Origin of the sequence: Lentibacter sp. (genome assembly GCF_965657785.1) — a bacterium.
Classification (GTDB): domain Bacteria; phylum Pseudomonadota; class Alphaproteobacteria; order Rhodobacterales; family Rhodobacteraceae; genus Lentibacter.
Window position 1 is genome coordinate 14,156 of sequence record NZ_CBFHPP010000024.1, and the last position, 17,737, is coordinate 31,892.

The following is a 17,737-nucleotide window of genomic DNA, read 5'->3' on the forward strand; positions in this document are numbered from 1 at the left end:
TCCTGTTCAGACATATGTTCGGGCGTGTTCGCGCCCTGGGATATCGAGATGGGGGGTGGCATTAAAGCTGCCGAGAAAGAGCTGGCCATGGACATATTCAAGGCGGTGGACAGAGGAGTTCATCACTTGCAGCATAATCTTGGCCATTCCTTCGTCAGAAAGGTGCAAGACATGGCGCAGAATTGTCCCGATGACACCACCTGATGTCACCAGAAGAACACGGCCATGACCTTTGCAGACCTCCTCAACAAGTGCAGTTGTGCGGCCATGAAAATCTGCAAAGCGCTCTGGAACGGTTTTGACTTTGTCGGCGGCCCAGTAGCTTATCATCTTTGGAAGATGCGCGGCAAACTCGGTCGGGTCTGATGGGGTGACGATGCCATGCTCGGCCTCAAGGGCGGCCGCCATTGCGAAGTAATGTAATTCGTCAAGGCGTCCGTCAACGCGCGTTTCACTATAGCCCATGCCTGCGGCTGTCTCTTTTTGACGCCGCAAAGTGCCAGTGATTACATGGTCAAAATGGGGGTTGGTGGCGCGCATATGCTCACCAAGCCAACGCGCTTGCGTATGACCAAGGTCAGACAGTTTGTCATAGCTTGCTTCGTCAGTGGCGTGGCTGTTGGCCTGCCCATGTCGCACCAGAATCAGTTCTGCCATCTGCGCCTCATTTGATCAAATTCGGGCAGAGGTTAGCCTTAGGGTCCAGCAGGTTAAAGGGTGTCATGCCAAAGAAAATGCGCTGTCAGGAAAGGCGGCGCAAAAAGCGCGCGGGGTGTCGGGAATGTGAGGTGTTCAGGCGCCAGTCTCTGGTTTATGTTACGCTAAGATCGACAGGAGACGCGCGATGTCTGACACAGTTAAGTTTACGCTCGATGGCGAGCAGGTTGTGGCCGAAAAGGGTATGACCATTTGGGAAGTGGCCAACGGGCGTGGGCTGGTTATTCCGCACCTCTGCCACAAGCCTGCGCCAGGATATCGCCCTGATGGCAATTGCCGCGCCTGCATGGTCGAGATCGAGGGCGAGCGCACTTTGGCTGCGTCTTGCATCCGCGAACCGCAAGAGGGCATGGTCGTTGTGACCAACACTGCGCGTGCAACGAGCGCGCGCAAGATGGTTGTCGAGATGCTTTTGGCAGATCTGCCCGAGCGGGACGCCAGCCACGACAAATCAGCCCATATGTGGGACATGGCGGAGCTCAACGGGGTGAGCGAAAGCCGCTTCCCCAAGCTCGAAGAGGGCCACATTCCGCTTCTGGATGATAGCCACGTTGCGATGCGGGTGAACCTTGATGCCTGTATCTCCTGCGGCCTTTGCGTCCGAGCGTGCCGCGAAGTGCAGGTTAATGATGTGATCGGCATGGCGGGGCGCGGGCATTCGGCTTACCCTGTGTTTGATATGGACGACCCGATGGGTGAGAGCTCATGCGTAGCCTGTGGCGAATGTGTGCAGGCTTGCCCGACGGGTGCATTGATGCCTGCGACGGTGCTTGACGCTGCTCAGATCGGAGACAGCAAGGATTTTGACAGCGAGACGGAAAGCGTTTGCCCGTTCTGCGGCGTGGGCTGCAAGGTTTCCCTGAAGGTTAAAGACGGTAAGGTGAAATATGTTGAGGGCATCAACGGCCCCGCGAACGAAGGCCGCCTCTGTGTGAAGGGGCGTTTTGGCTTTGATTATATTCATCACGCTCACCGCCTCACAAAGCCGCTCATTCGCCGCGAAGATGCGCCTGCAAAGGGGCTCAATGTGCACCCTGATAACTGGAGCGAATTCTTTCGTGAGGCCAGCTGGGATGAGGCTATGGCGTTGGCGGCAGGTGGGCTCTCTGGGCTGCGCGATCAGCATGGTGGTAAGTCTGTTGCTGGCTTTGGGTCTGCAAAATGCACCAATGAAGAAGCCTATCTTTTCCAGAAGTTCATCCGGCAGGGCTTTCTGCATAACAATGTCGATCACTGCACACGGCTGTGCCATGCTAGTTCTGTGACCGCCTTGATCGAAAATGTCGGTTCTGGTGCTGTCACGGCGACATTTAACGAGATCAAAAATGCGGACGTCGCGATTGTCATTGGTGCGAATCCGGTTGAGAACCACCCTGTGGCCGCGACCTATTTCAAGCAGTTTACCAAACGTGGCGGCAAACTTATTGTAATGGACCCACGCGGGGTTGGCTTGCGCCGTTTTGCCGAAGAGATGGTGCAGTTCCGCCCGGGTGCTGACGTGAGTATGCTCAATGCGATCATGCACGTGATCGTGGAAGAAGAGCTTTACGACAGCCAGTATATCCATCGCTGGACCGAAAACTGGGAGGCAGAGAAGGCGCATCTCAAGGACTTTTCGCCAGAGGCGATGAGCGAGATTTGTGGTGTTTCGCCTGACCAATTGCGACGGGTTGCGCGCATCTTCGCAGGCGCGGAGGCGGGTATGATTTTCTGGGGCATGGGCGTGAGCCAGCACATCCACGGGACGGATAATTCACGCTGCCTGATTTCGCTTGCTTTGATGACGGGTAATGTCGGCAAGCCTGGCGCAGGTCTGCATCCGCTTAGGGGGCAAAACAACGTGCAAGGTGCATCCGATGCGGGGCTGGTTCCAATGTTTTTGCCTGATTACCAGAGCGTCATGGACGACGGGATCCGCAAAGCCTTTACCGATGTCTGGGGGTCTGGTGACTTTTCAAACGAAAAGGGCCTGACGGTGACCGAGATTATGGATGAGGCTTATGCTGGCAATATCAAGGGGATGTATATTCAGGGCGAAAACCCCGCCATGTCAGACCCTGATGTCGAGCACGCCCGCGACGCCTTGGCGAAGCTGGAGCACCTTGTCGTGCAGGATATCTTCCTAACGGAAACGGCGAATTACGCAGATGTTATTCTGCCAGCGTCAGCGCTCTACGAGAAGAACGGCACCGTGAGCAATACAAACCGTCAGGTTCAGCGCGTGCGTCCGGCCGTGACGCCACCTGGTGAGGCGCGAGAAGATTGGAAAATCACAGTTGAGCTGGCTCAGCGCGTGGGGCTGAACTGGACCTATGACGATGTGTCTGAGATCTTTAACGAGATGAAGCTCAATATGGCGTCGCTGAACAATATCACATGGGAGCGCCTCAAGACAGAAACGATCACCTATCCGTCTCTGTCCGAAACAGACCCGGGGCAGCCGATTGTCTTTGGCGATGGATTCCCGCGGGCGGACGGGCGCGCAAAGTTCACGCCCGCTAGCGTGATTGCGCCGGATGAAGCGCCTGATGCAGACTACCCGATGATTATGACCACGGGTCGTCAGCTTGAGCATTGGCATACGGGTTCAATGACGCGGCGCTCGAACGTGCTTGACGCAGTCGAGCCTGAGGCCAACTGCTCGTTGCACCCCAAAACCCTGCGCCGCCTCGGTGTAGAGCCCGGCGAGCACGTTCGCCTCAGCACGCGGCGTGGCAGTATTGTGATCATGGCGCGCGCGGATCGCGCTGTGGCGGAAGACATGGTGTTTGTGCCTTTTGCTTTTGTCGAAGCTGCGGCCAATATCCTGACCAACCCCGCACTTGATCCTTATGGCAAGATTCCCGAGTTTAAATTTTCTGCTGTAAAAGTGGAGAAGGTCGAAGACCCAGTTGCTGCGGAGTAGCGGATGAAGGTGAACCCAGCCCGCTTTCTTTCTGATCTTCACGCATTGCGCCAGTTCGGGGCGTCCGGTGTGGGAAAGGGGATTGTGCGCCCTGCCTATAGTGAAGCCGATGTTGCTGCGCGGGCTTGGCTTGCTGGGAGGTTCAAAGAGGCGGGTCTCAACGTCCATTACGATCCTATGGGGTCCCTTTTCGGGCTAGCAGACGGGCCTTCCATCTTGCTCGGGTCTCATTCTGACAGCCAGCCTGAGGGCGGCTGGCTGGATGGTGCGCTTGGCGTCATAGCTGCTTTAGAAGTTGCGCGAGCAGCGAAGGAAGCGGGTGGGCCTGCTGTTTCTGTGGTGAGCTTTCAGGATGAGGAAGGCCGCTTTGGCGTCACCACAGGAAGCACGGTCTGGTCTGGGGCGTTATCTCTTGAAGAGGCAGACAAGTTGACTGACCGCACAGGTGTGACGCTTGCGCAGGCGCGTGAGAGCATGGCGCTTATGGCGGGAGATTTTGTCGATCCCGCACAATTTAGTGGCTTCATAGAGATGCATATCGAGCAGGGCCCATGGCTTGACCAAGCGGGGGACGTTGTTGGTGTCGTGACCGATATTGTCGGCATTCGCGATATGCGCATAACTTTTGAAGGTGAGCAGAATCATGCGGGAACCACTCCGATGCATCTGCGTAAAGATGCTTTTCAGGCGCTGGGTGCGTTCAATGCGCTGATTGCAGAGCGGTTTCAAAATGTGGTGACGCCGCAAACAGTCTGGACCATAGGCCATGTAAAGCTGCATCCGGATGCCCACTCGATCGTGCCAGGGCGCGCCACGTTCTCGATGCAGTGGCGCGATGGAGATGCGAACCGTCTGGCGCGAATGGAAGATGTGATCCGCAGAGCGGCTCATGACGTGGCTGAGGCGCGGGAGCTGGAGGTTACTTTTGGCCCGATGCTCGGACTTGAGCCTGTTGCGATGGATGCCAAATCGCGCGGAGCGCTTGAGGCCAGCGCTCAAGCCCTTACTGAAGGACGCTGGCGCCTGATGCCGTCAGGCGCGCTGCATGACGCGACCAATGTTGCGCAACATATGCCTGTGGCCATGCTCTTTGTTCCGTCCATCAATGGCATTAGCCACGCATTTGAAGAAGATACTTTAGAGGTCGATCTGGTGAAGGGGCTTGAGGTCTTAGCAGGCGCGATCGAGAGGCTGGGTTAGACCACCTGCCGCCTCATAACCGTTTCTTTCAATCAAACTCCGTCCACGGTGTCGCTTAAGTCTTCGGGAGCAGGGCACCCCCAGCGGGTAGGATTTGGCGCAGTCATATTCGAGAAAAAATACTCGCCACGCCACACTCAGCGGTGTCACCCCCAGAGGACATCACCGAGAAAAATATATCCAGCACCATAGATGGTCTTGATCAACCTTGGGTTTTTCGGGTCTTCGCCGAGTTTGGTGCGCAAACGGGAAATGCGCACGTCCATTGCCCGGTCAAAGCTTTCTCCCGCCGCGCCACCAAGGCTTTCTTGCATATTTGCGCGGGAGATCAGGCGTTTGGGGCGCTCCAGAAACAGTCGGAGAACTTCGCCCTCGGCATGGGAAAACGCTGTTTCCAAACCAGTGTCATCAACGAGCATATAGCGGTCAAAAAACGCGGTCCAGCCGTTGAAACGCGCGGTTTCGGTGCTTTGTGGAGCTGGGGCCGCCTTGCGCAGTCGGGCCCGCACCCGTGCGACGACTTCTGCGGGCTCGAACGGTTTGATGATGTAATCATCCGCGCCAAGCTCTAGTCCCGTCACGCGATCCTGAACCTGCGCGCGCCCTGAAATGATGATAACGCTAGCACCCTGCTCAAGTGCAAGCCTATGGACGAGCGTGAGCCCGTCTTTGTCGGGCAAAGAGAGATCGACCAGACAGACATCTGGTGTGGCGGTTTTGAGTGCTGCCTCAAATTCGGTGGCGCGGCCAAAGCTCAGGGTCTCAAATCCAGCCTCTTCCAATGCATCTGTGAGCATTTGGCGAATGGCTCTTTCATCATCCAAAATGGTTACAAGTGGCTTGGTCATAAGGCGATGTCCGATCCAAGATAGCTGTTAAGGGTTTCGGCTGTGAAGGGCTTGCGCACAACAGGGGCAAGCAGCACGGCTCGTTGAAAGAGTGGGTCCGTCTCGGGCAGCGACGTCATCAGAAAGCTTGGCGGTCGATTTTGCCCTAAGCGTTCGAGCAAATCTATGCCCGTGGCTTCGCCTTCCAGTGAGATATCCGATAAGACCAGTGCAATATCGGGCAGATCTTGCGCCAGCAAAAGAGCTTCTTCTGTGCTTGTTGCTTCGATGACGGTATGGCCTTGAGCAATCAACATTTCGCGCACATCTGTGCGGATCAACGCGTTATCCTCAACCAAAAGGGCAAGGCCCGGTGCGACGGGCGCAGGAGCAAGGCGCAGGGGCAGCCGCAGGCTGACCTCCGCCCCGACGGCTCCGTTGCGCGCCTGCACACGACCGCCTGAGAGCTTTGCCATATCATAAACCATGGCGAGGCCGAGGCCTGACCCGTTGTCTCCTTTGGTGGTGAAAAACGGGTCAAAAACATTTGCCAAAGCGTGTTCTGAAAAGCCGGGCCCTGTATCGGATACGGTAAAGTCGACCCATGTGTTTTGCACCAAATCTACCGTCAGGATGATTTTGCCGGTGCCATTGCAGGCGTCGCGCGCGTTGAGAATAAGATTGAGCAAGCTGTCGCGCAAGCTCCCCGCATCCAGCATGAGCGTCAAGCCGTGTGGCTTGTCTCGTTGCCTGATTTCAAGCGTGACACCCTCGGGGAGGGTTGTTTCGGCAAGCGTTTGAAACTCGGTCAAAAAGCTGTTGAGCCGAGTTGGAAGCGGGTGCAAATCCCGCAGCCCTGTCATGTCAGCGATGCGATTGAGCAAATCTCCGCCGCGACGGGCGGCCGTGATTGTTGCATTCACGAGGGCATCTGCCTTCGGCGGCAGATCAAACCCGAGCAGGCGACTTTGAGATCCCAGAACGATCGTCAACAGATTTGAGAAGTCATGTGCGAGCCCAGAGACCATTTGCGCCGCCAGCTCACGGCGGCGGTTTTGCTGAAGGGTTGCTCGTGTTTGGGTTTCTTCGGTGATGTCCATCGACAGAATGTATACCCCGCCTGTGCTGGCATCGGGCGTGAGCGCGACACGGATACGGCGCGAGCTTGGTTCATGGTTGAATTCAAAAACCGAGGACTGGCCCGCAAAGCCACGCTCAAGGTGCGGAGAAATAACGCTATATGGCTGGGGGCCGAGAACGTCAGAGGCGTGATGGCCCACAGGGTCGGCCATGCTCCCGGGCATCACAGAGCTGACCCTACGGTTCGAAAACGTATACACTTTTTCCGAGCTGACATGGGCGATATGTGCCGGCATCATTTCGGTTGTCAGGCGGGTGCGCGCCTCCATTGCGGTGAGCTGGCGTTTGGCTTCTTCAAGCGCGGTTACGGTTGCCTCCAGCTCACGATTGGTTGTTGCGAGTTCTTCGGCGCGGGTGAGGAGTTGGTCGGAGAGCGTTTCCGAGCGGGTGCGAAGAAGTTCTTCCTGACGTTTTGAGCCTGTGATGTCGGTATAGACTGCGACCCAGCCGCCGTTGGGCAAGGGGGAGCCTTCTACGGATATCCAGCGCCCGTTGCCCATCTGGCGCTCAAGATAATGCGCTTCAAAAGCGCGCGCGAGGTCGACACGCTCTTTGACAAAGGCGTCGATGTCATCGACTGCGCCATATTCGCCGCGTTCTGTAAGATAGCGAATGGTGGCTGCAAAGTCGGCTCCAGGCGCGACGACCCAATCGGGGAGGGCAAACATCTGGCGGAAACGCTCGTTTGACAAGACGAGCCTTAGGTCGCTGTCATAAATTGTCAGCGCCTGCTGGATCAGGTTCAGCCCTGCCATTGTCATGGCCTGATTGTTGGTGAGTGTGCTCATAAGCCACCTTTCTTGCACTGTGCTAGCACCCAAAGACGGTCAGGCAAAGCCCAACAGGGTCGCAAATCGAGCTTGTTACAATTTGTTAGATTCGGGAAATGATCAGGTAAAAGTTGACGGCAACTCTGAAACAGTCACGCTGGGGGGAGGAGAATCGCCCGGACAGTGGCGAGTTTGGCCCGAAAGGGGCAAAGGGAGGAATAGAATTGACACAGTCGTCAGAAGCGACGAGCGGGCTTGCGTCCGTTCCCGCGCTGTTACAGCGCAACGCTCGGGAGTTTGCCAATAAGGCTGCTTACCGTGAAAAAGAATTTGGCATCTGGCAAAGCTGGACATGGGCCGAGACCGAGAAGGAAATCGAGGCGCTGGCGCTTGGGTTTATCAATCTTGGCGTGAATGAAGGCGACTTCATTGCGATTATTGGCCGTAACCGCCCCCACTTCTATTGGGCGATGGTTGCTGCGCAATCGGTCGGCGCTGTTCCTGTTCCGTTGTATCAAGATGCCTCTGCTGAAGAGATGGCCTATGTCATGGAGCACTGTGGTGCGCGCTTTGTTGTGTGCCAAGATCAGGAGCAAGTCGATAAGGTCATCGAAATTCAGGACGGGCTGCATCAGTTTGAGCATATGATTTACGTTGACCCACGCGGGCTACGTAAATATGACCACCACGCGCTGCACCGGTTTGTCGATATTCAAGCGCAGGGTCGCGCCGCTTATTATGAGTGGATCGAAGATCTGAAAGCGCGCCGTGAGAAGCTGACATACGACAGCACCTGCGTGATGCTTTATACGTCTGGCACAACGGGTAAGCCCAAAGGTGTTGTGCTCTCCAATCGCAACATTATCGAGACGGCCAAGAACGCAAGTGAGTTTGATCATCTGAACGCAGGTGACGAAATTTTGGCCTATCTGCCGATGGCCTGGGTGGGTGACTTTATTTTCTCGGTCGGTCAGGCGTATTGGACGGGGTTCTGCACAAATTGTCCGGAAAGCCCTGAGACAATGATGACCGATCTGCGCGAGATTGGTCCGACATATTACTTTGCACCGCCACGTATTTTTGAAACGCAGCTGACAAATGTGATGATACGCATGGAAGACGCGAGCCCTTTCAAGAAGCGGCTCTTTGATGTGTTTATGGCGCACGCAAAGAAAGTCGGGCCGGCTATTCTTGACGGTAAGCCTGTCGGTCTTTGGGATCGCCTGAAATACAAGATCGGTGATCTCGCCATTTATGGCCCGCTCAAAAACACGCTCGGCTTTAGCCGCGTGCGCGTTGGCTATACGGCGGGCGAGGCCATTGGCCCTGAAATTTTCGAGTTTTACCGCTCGCTTGGCATCAATCTCAAGCAGCTCTATGGCCAGACAGAAGCCTCTGTTTTCATCACGGTTCAGCCTGATGGCGAAGTGCGGGCCGATACTGTTGGTGTTCCGGCCAAGGGCGTTGAAATCCGTATCGAAGAAAACGGCGAGATTTATTACCGCTCGGAAGGCACTTTTGTTGAATATTACAAAAATGCTGAAAGCACCGCGTCAACCAAAGATGCCGAGGGCTGGGTTGCGACGGGTGATGCGGGCTTCTTTGAGCCGGACACAGGACATCTTCGGATCATTGACCGCGCCAAAGACGTTGGCACCATGGCGGATGGTAGCTTGTTTGCGCCGAAGTATGTCGAGAACAAACTCAAGTTTTACCCTGACATTCTGGAAGCTGTGCTTTTTGGAAACGGTAAGGATCGCTGCGTTGCGTTTATCAATATTGATCTGACCGCTGTCGGCAATTGGGCCGAGCGCAACAACATTGCTTATGCCTCATATCAAGAGCTTGCAGGCCACCCCAAAGTTCTGGCTTCGATCCAGAGCCATGTCGAGGCGGTAAATGAATCTGTTGCGCAAGACGAGATGCTCTCGGGCTGTCAGGTGCACCGCTTTGTTGTCTTGCACAAGGAGCTTGATGCGGATGATGGCGAGATGACGCGCACACGAAAAGTGCGCCGTGTGATTGTGGCCGATAAGTTCAAGGACATCATTGATGCGCTTTATGACGGCTCACCGCAAATTTCGACCACAACGGAAGTAACCTACGAAGACGGCCGCAAAGGCGCCATCAGCGCGACTTTGAGTATTGTTGACGCTAAGGTTCAGACCGTCACGACACAGAAGGTGGCAGCAGAATGAACGACATGAGCACAGAAGGCTACACCACAGCTGACGGCCGCAAAATTGGCGGCACGTTGATGGAGATGAAAAACATCACCCTGAGTTTTGGTGGGGTGAAGGCCATTACGGACATCAGCTTTGACATCAAGGAAGGCGAAATTCGCGCCATCATCGGGCCGAACGGCGCGGGCAAATCCTCGATGCTCAATGTGATCTCTGGTTTCTATATCCCTCAGCAGGGTGAAGTCTGGTATCAGGGCGCAAAGCGCCCGCAGATGCGGCCCTATGAGGTTGCGCGCCAAGGCATTGCGCGCACGTTCCAAAACATCGCTTTGTTTGACGGGATGAGCGTTCTTGATAACGTGATGACAGGCCGCCTGAACCACATGACGACTGGGCTTTTGGCTCAGGGTCTTTGGAAGGGTAAGGCGGAGCGCGAAGAGGTTGAAAACCGCGAGCGCGCCGAAAAAATCATCGATTTCCTTGAAATTCAGGCGATCCGCAAGACGCCCGTGGCGCGTCTGCCTTATGGTCTCAAAAAGCGGGTCGAACTCGCACGCGCGCTGGCGGCGGAGCCTTCGCTTTTGCTTCTGGACGAGCCGATGGCCGGTATGAACGTCGAAGAAAAAGAGGACATGAGCCGCTTTATTCTTGATGTGAACGACGAATTTGGAACCACGATTGCTCTGATCGAACACGACATGGGCGTGGTCATGGACTTGAGCGACCGTGTTGTCGTGATGGATTATGGCAAAAAGATTGGCGATGGCACGCCTGATGAAGTGCGTAACAACCAAGCTGTTATCGACGCCTATTTGGGGGTGAGCCATGACTGAGCAAGCTCGACTGACACACGTATTTGGAGGCCTCAACAATGCCTGACAATCTGATTTTTGGGATAGAAGTCTTCCTCAACGGACTTATGGCCGGGGTGCTCTATGCCCTTGTCGCTCTCGGCTTTGTTCTGATTTATAAAGCCTCGGGTATCTTCAACTATGCCCAAGGGGTTATGGCGCTTTTTGCTGCGGCGACTCTTGTCGGGATCATGAACGGTCAGGTGCCTTTCAGCCATCTGATCAATGCGATGTTTGGCACGGAAGTGCACTACTTCGGCTGGCATTTGCCTGCACTGCTCGGCATTTTGCTGACCGCTGCGTTTATGGTTTTGCTGGCGTGGCTGGTGCAGAAGTTTGTTTTCAAACATCTCGTCGGGCAGGAACCGATCATCCTCTTCATGGCGACAATCGGACTTGCCTACTTCCTTGAAGGCATCAGTGATCTGATGTGGGGCTCCGAGATCAAGAACCTCGATGTCGGCCTGCCGCAGGGCGCCAGCATCTGGCTTGAAGACAGCACGCGCTGGATGGGCTTTGGCAATGAGAATTTCTACGGCTTCTTCATCGATAAGCTAGATATGTTTGCAACTGTGATCGCTGCTATCCTTGTTCTGGCGCTCGTGATTTTCAGCCAATACAGCAAGCAGGGCCGTGCCATGCGCGCTGTGGCAGACGATCACCAGGCGGCGCTGTCTGTTGGGATCAACCTTAACTTTATCTGGGTGATGGTCTGGTCTCTTGCGGGGTTTGTCGCTCTGGTCGCGGGAATCATGTGGGGCACAAAATCAGGTGTCCAGTTCTCGCTCTCGCTTATCGCTCTGAAGGCCTTGCCGGTTCTGATGCTTGGTGGCTTCACCTCCATTCCGGGTGCGATTGTCGGCGGGTTGATCATTGGCGTCGGCGAAAAGCTGTTTGAATTCGCTGTTGGCCCTATGGTTGGCGGGGCAACTGAAAACTGGTTTGCCTATGTGCTCGCTCTTATTTTCCTCGTCTTCCGCCCCCAAGGGCTGTTTGGCGAGAAGATTATCGAGAGGGTCTAGCGGCATGATGAAAATCATTGCGATTATCAATGTGGTGGCATGGTCAGGCTTTTGGGCCTTTGGGTATCTGGCTTTCTCAGCAAGCGTTAAGAGCGAAGGCCAAATGACGACAGCCGCAATATGCGCCGCGATTGGCGCAGGTATCGGGATCTGGACATATCTCCAGCTCGTTCGCCACGCAGAAGCAACAGGCTATGCCAAGCGCGCAAACCGCGCAGACCTTAGCCATCTAGAAGAACAATACGGGGAGAGTGTCTGATGTTTTACCGTGAGGCTGGTGACTATAAGACGTCCTATCAGGATGACGGGCAGACTTTCCCGATCAAATTTGACCGCTACCGCTATTACTTTGTGCTCTTTGTGGCCTTTGCGATGGTTCCCTTTTTGATCAATGATTATTGGGTCAACGCGATCTTCTTGCCCTTCCTGATCTATTCCATCGCGGCGATCGGGCTCAACATCCTCGTTGGATATTGTGGGCAGGTTTCGCTTGGGACAGGGGGCTTCATGGCCGTCGGCGCTTATGCTTGTTACAAGTTCATGACGGGCCTCGATATCTGGATCGACGGTGTGCAATATGCGCTCCCGCCGATCAATATCTTCTTCTCTGTGATCCTCGCTGGATTTGTGACGGCTGTTGTCGGTGTTCTTTTTGGCCTGCCGAGCCTGCGCATCAAAGGCTTTTACCTTGCGGTTGCGACACTGGCTGCACAGTTCTTCCTTGTCTGGCTCTTCAACAAGTGGTCATGGGCTTACAACTACTCCGCTTCGGGCCAGATCAACGCACCTGAGCGCGAAATCTTTGGCGTCGCAATCACGGGGCCGAGCACTGAAGCCTGGGCGACTTATCTTTTCTGTCTGGTCATCGCGGCTCTCTGCGCAATCGTTGCACGCAACCTGACGCGTGGGGCCTCCGGGCGTAAGTGGATGGCCATTCGTGATATGGACATCGCGGCCGAAATTATCGGGGTGAATCCGCTCAAAGCCAAGCTAAGCGCTTTTGCGGTCAGTTCTTTCTATATCGGTATTGCTGGTGCGCTCTTCTTCGCCGTCTATCTTGGCGCTGTGGAAGTCGGCGAAGCCTTCGGCATCCAGAAGTCCTTCATCGTTCTGTTCATGGTGATTATTGGTGGTCTTGGTTCGATTTTCGGCTCGTTTGCTGGCGCGGCTTTCCTTGTGCTTCTGCCCGTGCTTCTCAAGTTGATGTTGGCGGATAGCACTGATGAAATTTCTGGCTTTTCCACAGTCATGAGCTGGGTGTTCCTGCTCGCTTTTGCAGCTGCGCTTATCATGTGGGTGATCAGTATCATCCGCACACGTAGTCTGATTGCGGGCGCGGGTGTGGGCTGGATTTTCGCCAGCATTGCAACCTTCATGGCTTATGCTCTCACCATTGGCGGCATGGGATGGCCGACAGATATTGTGGCTCACTTGCAGCTTGTGATTGTTGGTGCGCTGATCATTATCTTCCTCATCGCCGAGCCGCACGGGCTTGCCCAGCTGTGGCGGGTTGCGAAAGAGAAACTACGGTTGTGGCCGTTCCCCCACTAAGGGGCAGGGCAACAAATAGGGGTCACAGCGCAATAGCTGTGACCAACATCGGAAAAAACCAAGGGAGGAGACCCCGATGAAGACGAAACTAGCAACTATGGCCGTGGCAGCCGTGATGGCAGCAGGCCCAGTGATGGCGGACCTCGTGTTCCCGTCACTTTCATACCGCACAGGCCCATATGCGGCGGGTGGTATTCCGTTTGCTGACGGATATGCCGATTATTTCACGCTGCTCAACGAGCGTGATGGCGGCATTGGCGGCGTGATGACGAAAGTTCCTGAGTGTGAAACAGGCTACAACACTGAAAAAGGCGTTGAGTGCTATGAGTCCACAAAAGGCGACGGCGCACTTGTTTATCAACCGCTCTCAACAGGTATCACCTACCAGCTGATCCCCAAAGTGACAGCCGATGGTATTCCGCTTCACACAATGGGTTATGGCCGCACATCTGCCGCCAACGGCAAGGTTTTCAGCCACATCTTCAACTATCCAGCAAACTACTGGAATGGTGCATCTGTTGCGATCAACCACCTGCTTGACACAAACGGTGGCGACATCAAGGGCAAAAAAGTGGCCCTCGTCTATCACAACTCTGCCTATGGCAAAGAGCCGATCCGCACGCTGGAAGAGCTTTCGGCAAAGCACGGCTATGAGCTGAGCCTTCTGCCTGTTGACCACCCCGGTCAGGAGCAGAAATCACAGTGGCTTCAAATCCGCCGCGACAAGCCTGACTATGTCATCATGTATGGCTGGGGCGTTATGAACCAAGTTGCGATTCAGGAAGCGGCGAACATCCGTTTCAACATGGAGAACTTCATTGGGATCTGGTGGTCCGGTGCGGAGCACGACGTGACGCCAGCGGGCGATGCGGCCAATGGCTATAAGTCTGTGACATTCCACAATGTTGGCTCGGACTTCCCGATCTTTGACGATATCAAAACTCACGTTGTTGACAAAGGCCTCGCGGCTGGCGCTGGCGACCAGATCGGCACAGTGCTGTATAACCGCGGTATGTATGCAGCGATGCTCGCAGCCGAAGCGGCCAAAACGGCTCAAGCGCTTCACGGCACAGCCCAGATCACACCAGCAATGATGCGTGACGGTATGGAAGCCCTCGAGATCACTGAAGAAAAGATGACAGCTCTTGGTATGCCGAACTTTGGCCCGAGCTTTGCTGTGTCTTGTGAAAACCACGGTGGTCCAGGCCTCGGCGGGATCACACAGTGGAACGCAACTGACAAGAAGTGGAGCCTGATCTCTGACTTCGGACCATCGGACATGGAGGTTATCCTGCCGCTGATCACCGCAGACTCAGAGGCCTTCGCCGCTGAAAACAACATCGAACAGCGCTGCAACTAAGCGCGTCTGGCCGCCCGTTCAAAGGGGCGGGCGGCCAATCTTTTAACCGAATTCAAATAAGCGAGCCCTGATATGCTGGATGCTGGTGAAACAAACGACACCGTTCTGGAAGTGAACAACATCGAGGTGATCTACAATCACGTGATCCTTGTGCTGAAAGGCGTTTCGCTCAAAGTCCCCAAAGGTGGGATTACCGCTTTGTTGGGCGGCAATGGTGCTGGCAAGACAACGACGCTCAAGGCGATTTCAAACCTGCTTCATTCGGAGCGTGGCGAAGTTACCAAAGGCAGCGTGAGCTATCGTGGCGAAATTACGCAGCATCTTGATCCAGCCGATCTGGTCAAGCGGGGCGTGATCCAAGTGATGGAAGGGCGGCACTGTTTTGAGCACCTCACCGTTGAGGAAAACCTGCTCACAGGCGCCTATACGCGCACGGACGGCAAGGGCGCCGTCGATGCGGACCTTGAGATGGTCTATACCTATTTCCCACGCTTGAAAGAGCGTCGCCGCTCGCAGGCGGGCTATACTTCGGGCGGTGAGCAACAGATGGTTGCGATCGGGCGTGCGCTGATGAGCCGGCCAGAAACGATCCTTCTGGATGAGCCGTCAATGGGCCTTGCGCCGCAGCTTGTGGAGCAGATTTTCGGGATCGTCAAAGAGCTGAACGAAGGCGAGGGCTATACCTTCCTTCTGGCCGAACAAAACACCAATGTGGCGCTCCGGTTTGCGCATTATGGTTATATTCTTGAGTCGGGTCGTGTGGTTATGGACGGGCCCGCGAAAGAGCTGCGCGAGAACCCTGATGTGAAAGAGTTTTATCTTGGGATGTCTGATGACGGGCGCAAGAGCTTCCGGGATGTGCGCAGCTATCGCCGCCGCAAGCGCTGGCTCAGCTAAGGCCTGAGGGCCAAGACCGACCAACCCGTTTTTGAGCCTCGGCAATTTTGTCGGGGGCGATATAAGCCTGCCGCCTGTAAGGCGCAGATGACCACAAGAAAGTTTGCGAGATGAGCCAGTTTTTCGACGAGTTGGAAACGCGATCACCAGAGGCCCGCGCGGCAGAAATTGCCAAGCTTTTGCCGCAGCAAGTGGCTTTGGCGCAAGGGTTGGCTGGCTATGGCAAGAGCCTTGCGGGTGTGGATGCATCCCGGATTACCTCTGTTGAGGATCTGGCGGGGCTGCCCGTTTTGCGCAAGTCCGACTTGAGCGCTGCTCAGAAGAAATCGCCGCCTTTTGGCGGGCTTACAGCAACGGGTGCGGCCGGGTTTGCCCATATTTTTCAAAGCCCTGGCCCGATATATGAACCCGGCAACACAAGCCACGACTGGTGGCGCGCGGGGCGCTTTCTCGCGGCGGCTGGGATTGGCGCAGGCGATATTGTGCAGAACTGTTTCTCCTATCATCTGACCCCTGCGGGTATGATGTTTGAGAGTGGTGCGCGGGCTGTTGGGGCGGCTGTTTTGCCTGCGGGCGTCGGCCAGACCGAGCTTCAGGCGCAGGCGGCGCATGACATTGGCTGCACGGCCTATGTGGGCACGCCTGACTACCTCAAGATCATTCTGGATAAGGCCGAAGAGATGGGCCTCAAGCTCAAGTTTACCAAGGCGGCTGTTGGCGGCGGCGCTTTGTTTCCGAGCTTGCGGGCCGAATATAAAGACCGTGGAATCATGTGCTTGCAAAGCTACGGCACGGCGGATCTTGGCACGATTGCTTATGAAACCGAGGCCATGGAAGGGATGATTGTTGATGAGGGGGTGCTTGTTGAAATCGTGCGTCCCGGCACAGGCGATCCCGTCGCCGTTGGTGAGGTTGGCGAGGTTGTTGTCACGACACTCAACCCTGATTATCCGCTGATCCGATTTGCCACGGGCGATATGAGCGCTGTGATGGACGGGCAAAGCCCTTGTGGGCGCAGCAATATGCGCATCAAGGGATGGATGGGCCGTGCAGACCAGACCACCAAGATCAAGGGGATGTTTGTGCGCCCAGAGCAGGTTGCGGCTTTTGTGGCCAAGCACAGCGAGATTTTGAAGGCCCGCGTGGTGGCCAAACGCCAAGGCGAGATGGACGCGATGACTGTGATGGTTGAGGCCGAGAGTGGCGACGCTGCGGCCTATGCCAAATCGGTTGCTGAAGTGCTGAAACTCAAGGGCGATATCGAGATTGTTGCGCGCGGAAGCCTACCCAATGACGGCAAGGTGATCGAAGATCTGCGCAGTTACGACTGAGGGGGAGGCTTGAGAGCCTTCCTTTTCAAACGTCTGATTTTGCAAAAGAAAAGAGCCGCACCTTGAAAGGTGCGGCTCTTTTTTCAGGTCTGCGTTCAGCCGAAGCTTAGCCTTGACGGGCTTTGAAGCGAGGCTGTGTTTTGTTAATCACGTAAACGCGGCCCTTGCGGCGCACGATGCGGCAGTCACGGTGCCGGCTCTTGAGCGAGCGGAGTGAGTTTCTAACCTTCATGAGGCTGTCTCCTTGGTCGCGGCGCAGGGCTTGCGCCTTTGGGTTTGCGGGTGCGCAAGGGCAAGCCCCTGTGCGGTGAATGGTATATGGTGGGCGATACAAGGTTCGAACTTGTGACCCCTTCGATGTCAACGAAGTGCTCTACCACTGAGCTAATCGCCCGAACTGGCTTGGTTTTTTCGTCCCTTAAAACAAAAAGGGACGCGGAAACCCGCGCCAGCGCCTCGTGTCTATAAAAGGAGTCGCAGATATGATCAAGAGCTTTTGACGCCTCATTTTTTTGACTTATACTCTTCTTAACAAACTGGAGCCAGAATGCCGCGCGTTGCTTATGATTTGATCCACCCGGAACGGCGCACAACCTCTGTTGTGTTTGCCTCGCCGCACAGCGGGCGGGACTATCCTTGGACGTTTTTGCGCAAGACTGTTTTGGACCAACATAGCATTCGAACCTCGGAAGATGCCTTTGTAGACAGGCTGTTTGCCCATGCGCCCAAGTGCGGCGCGCCGCTTCTGATGGCGGGAGCGCCGCGTGCTTTTATTGATCTGAACCGTGCGCCAAGTGAGCTTGACCCCGCCCTTTTGGAGGGGGTGAGCGTGCGGGGGCATAACCCGCGTGTTGCCTCGGGGCTTGGGGTTGTGCCGCGCGTTGTGGCGGGGGGACGGGCGATTTATCGTGGCAAGCTGCCCCTGAGCGAGGCGGAGCGCAGAATCAATACCTACTGGCGGCCCTATCACGAGATGTTGGGCA

At 55.5% G+C, this 17,737-nt stretch carries 14 protein-coding genes, 1 tRNA gene and 2 pseudogenes; 12 read left to right on the forward strand and 5 right to left on the reverse strand.

Translation table 11 applies throughout. From position 1 onward, the window contains the following. Nucleotides 1-6: 6 nt before the first annotated feature. A complete protein-coding gene (locus ACTF58_RS11510; protein ID WP_438992120.1) occupies nt 7-657 on the reverse strand; it encodes a histidine phosphatase family protein in 651 nt (216 codons plus the stop codon). Between the two features lie 187 nt (nt 658-844). Between ACTF58_RS11510 and fdhF the strand changes: the two genes are divergently transcribed. Both fdhF and ACTF58_RS11520 read left to right on the forward strand, forming a co-directional pair. After that, entirely contained in the window at nt 845-3,622 is a 2,778-nt protein-coding gene (fdhF, locus tag ACTF58_RS11515) for a formate dehydrogenase subunit alpha (protein WP_438992121.1), read from the forward strand. Between the two features lie 3 nt (nt 3,623-3,625). Next, nucleotides 3,626-4,822, forward strand: a complete 1,197-nt coding sequence (locus ACTF58_RS11520) for a hydantoinase/carbamoylase family amidase (RefSeq protein ID WP_438992122.1) — start codon at nt 3,626-3,628, stop codon at nt 4,820-4,822. A 146-nt stretch (nt 4,823-4,968) separates the two neighbouring features. Here the strand turns inward: ACTF58_RS11520 and ACTF58_RS11525 are convergent, their stop codons facing one another. Then, nucleotides 4,969-5,670: a response regulator transcription factor gene (locus ACTF58_RS11525; RefSeq protein WP_438992123.1), complete on the reverse strand. Its 702-nt coding sequence runs from the start codon at nt 5,668-5,670 to the stop codon at nt 4,969-4,971. After that, complete coding sequence (locus ACTF58_RS11530; protein WP_438992124.1) at nt 5,667-7,577, reverse strand: PAS-domain containing protein; 1,911 nt, start codon at nt 7,575-7,577, stop codon at nt 5,667-5,669. Before ACTF58_RS11530 ends, ACTF58_RS11525 begins: the two co-directional genes overlap by 4 nt. Nucleotides 7,578-7,783: 206 nt before the next feature. Here ACTF58_RS11530 and ACTF58_RS11535 point away from each other — a divergent pair, with 206 nt between their 5' ends. The 9 genes and pseudogenes from ACTF58_RS11535 (at nt 7,784) to ACTF58_RS11575 (ending at nt 16,754) form a co-directional block, all read left to right on the forward strand. Continuing rightward, on the forward strand, nt 7,784-9,757 hold the full coding sequence (locus ACTF58_RS11535) for an AMP-binding protein (protein WP_438992125.1): 1,974 nt from the start codon (nt 7,784-7,786) through the stop codon (nt 9,755-9,757). Next, nucleotides 9,754-10,575, forward strand: coding sequence for an ABC transporter ATP-binding protein (locus ACTF58_RS11540; RefSeq protein ID WP_438992126.1), 822 nt, complete (start codon nt 9,754-9,756; stop codon nt 10,573-10,575). The genes ACTF58_RS11535 and ACTF58_RS11540 overlap by 4 nt, the downstream gene beginning before the upstream one ends. Nucleotides 10,576-10,613: 38 nt before the next feature. Further along, nucleotides 10,614-11,615 (forward strand): branched-chain amino acid ABC transporter permease, encoded by a 1,002-nt coding sequence (locus ACTF58_RS11545; RefSeq protein ID WP_438992127.1) that lies wholly within the window; start codon nt 10,614-10,616, stop codon nt 11,613-11,615. Between the two features lie 4 nt (nt 11,616-11,619). Continuing rightward, nucleotides 11,620-11,874 (forward strand): hypothetical protein, encoded by a 255-nt coding sequence (locus ACTF58_RS11550; RefSeq protein ID WP_438992128.1) that lies wholly within the window; start codon nt 11,620-11,622, stop codon nt 11,872-11,874. 113 nt (nt 11,875-11,987) lie between these two features. Then, a pseudogene (locus tag ACTF58_RS11555) lies at nt 11,988-12,767 on the forward strand (branched-chain amino acid ABC transporter permease); the annotation flags it as partial. Between the two features lie 249 nt (nt 12,768-13,016). Continuing rightward, nucleotides 13,017-13,166, forward strand: a pseudogene (locus ACTF58_RS11560) (branched-chain amino acid ABC transporter permease); the annotation flags it as partial. Between the two features lie 76 nt (nt 13,167-13,242). After that, the gene (locus ACTF58_RS11565; protein ID WP_438992129.1) at nt 13,243-14,526 is read left to right on the forward strand and encodes an ABC transporter substrate-binding protein; all 1,284 of its coding nucleotides are present in this window, start codon (nt 13,243-13,245) and stop codon (nt 14,524-14,526) included. Nucleotides 14,527-14,598: 72 nt separating this feature from the next. Further along, a complete protein-coding gene (locus ACTF58_RS11570; RefSeq protein WP_438992130.1) occupies nt 14,599-15,423 on the forward strand; it encodes an ABC transporter ATP-binding protein in 825 nt (274 codons plus the stop codon). A gap of 110 nt (nt 15,424-15,533) precedes the next feature. Continuing rightward, the gene (locus ACTF58_RS11575) at nt 15,534-16,754 is read left to right on the forward strand and encodes a phenylacetate--CoA ligase family protein (protein WP_438992131.1); all 1,221 of its coding nucleotides are present in this window, start codon (nt 15,534-15,536) and stop codon (nt 16,752-16,754) included. 106 nt (nt 16,755-16,860) lie between these two features. Here the strand turns inward: ACTF58_RS11575 and ykgO are convergent, their stop codons facing one another. Beyond that, nucleotides 16,861-16,986 (reverse strand): type B 50S ribosomal protein L36, encoded by a 126-nt coding sequence (ykgO, locus tag ACTF58_RS11580; protein ID WP_085850311.1) that lies wholly within the window; start codon nt 16,984-16,986, stop codon nt 16,861-16,863. Nucleotides 16,987-17,073: 87 nt separating this feature from the next. Then, nucleotides 17,074-17,148, reverse strand: a tRNA-Val gene (locus ACTF58_RS11585). A 153-nt stretch (nt 17,149-17,301) separates the two neighbouring features. Here ACTF58_RS11585 and ACTF58_RS11590 point away from each other — a divergent pair. Continuing rightward, on the forward strand, nt 17,302-17,737 hold a 436-nt coding region (locus ACTF58_RS11590), incomplete at its 3' end, for an N-formylglutamate amidohydrolase (RefSeq protein WP_438992132.1).

What these genes read in the sequence shown, in the direction of transcription:
- fdhF (WP_438992121.1), top strand. Translation starts at nt 845, where the DNA reads ATGTCTGACACAGTTAAGTTTACGCTCGATGGCGAGCAGGTTGTGGCC.
- ACTF58_RS11565 (WP_438992129.1), top strand. Translation starts at nt 13,243, where the DNA reads ATGAAGACGAAACTAGCAACTATGGCCGTGGCAGCCGTGATGGCAGCA.
- ACTF58_RS11575 (WP_438992131.1), top strand. Translation starts at nt 15,534, where the DNA reads ATGAGCCAGTTTTTCGACGAGTTGGAAACGCGATCACCAGAGGCCCGC.
- ACTF58_RS11570 (WP_438992130.1), top strand. Translation starts at nt 14,599, where the DNA reads ATGCTGGATGCTGGTGAAACAAACGACACCGTTCTGGAAGTGAACAAC.
- ACTF58_RS11520 (WP_438992122.1), top strand. Translation starts at nt 3,626, where the DNA reads ATGAAGGTGAACCCAGCCCGCTTTCTTTCTGATCTTCACGCATTGCGC.
- ACTF58_RS11510 (WP_438992120.1), bottom strand. Translation starts at nt 657, where the DNA reads ATGGCAGAACTGATTCTGGTGCGACATGGGCAGGCCAACAGCCACGCC.
- ACTF58_RS11540 (WP_438992126.1), top strand. Translation starts at nt 9,754, where the DNA reads ATGAACGACATGAGCACAGAAGGCTACACCACAGCTGACGGCCGCAAA.
- ACTF58_RS11545 (WP_438992127.1), top strand. Translation starts at nt 10,614, where the DNA reads ATGCCTGACAATCTGATTTTTGGGATAGAAGTCTTCCTCAACGGACTT.
- ACTF58_RS11550 (WP_438992128.1), top strand. Translation starts at nt 11,620, where the DNA reads ATGATGAAAATCATTGCGATTATCAATGTGGTGGCATGGTCAGGCTTT.
- ACTF58_RS11525 (WP_438992123.1), bottom strand. Translation starts at nt 5,670, where the DNA reads ATGACCAAGCCACTTGTAACCATTTTGGATGATGAAAGAGCCATTCGC.
- ACTF58_RS11530 (WP_438992124.1), bottom strand. Translation starts at nt 7,577, where the DNA reads ATGAGCACACTCACCAACAATCAGGCCATGACAATGGCAGGGCTGAAC.
- ykgO (WP_085850311.1), bottom strand. Translation starts at nt 16,986, where the DNA reads ATGAAGGTTAGAAACTCACTCCGCTCGCTCAAGAGCCGGCACCGTGAC.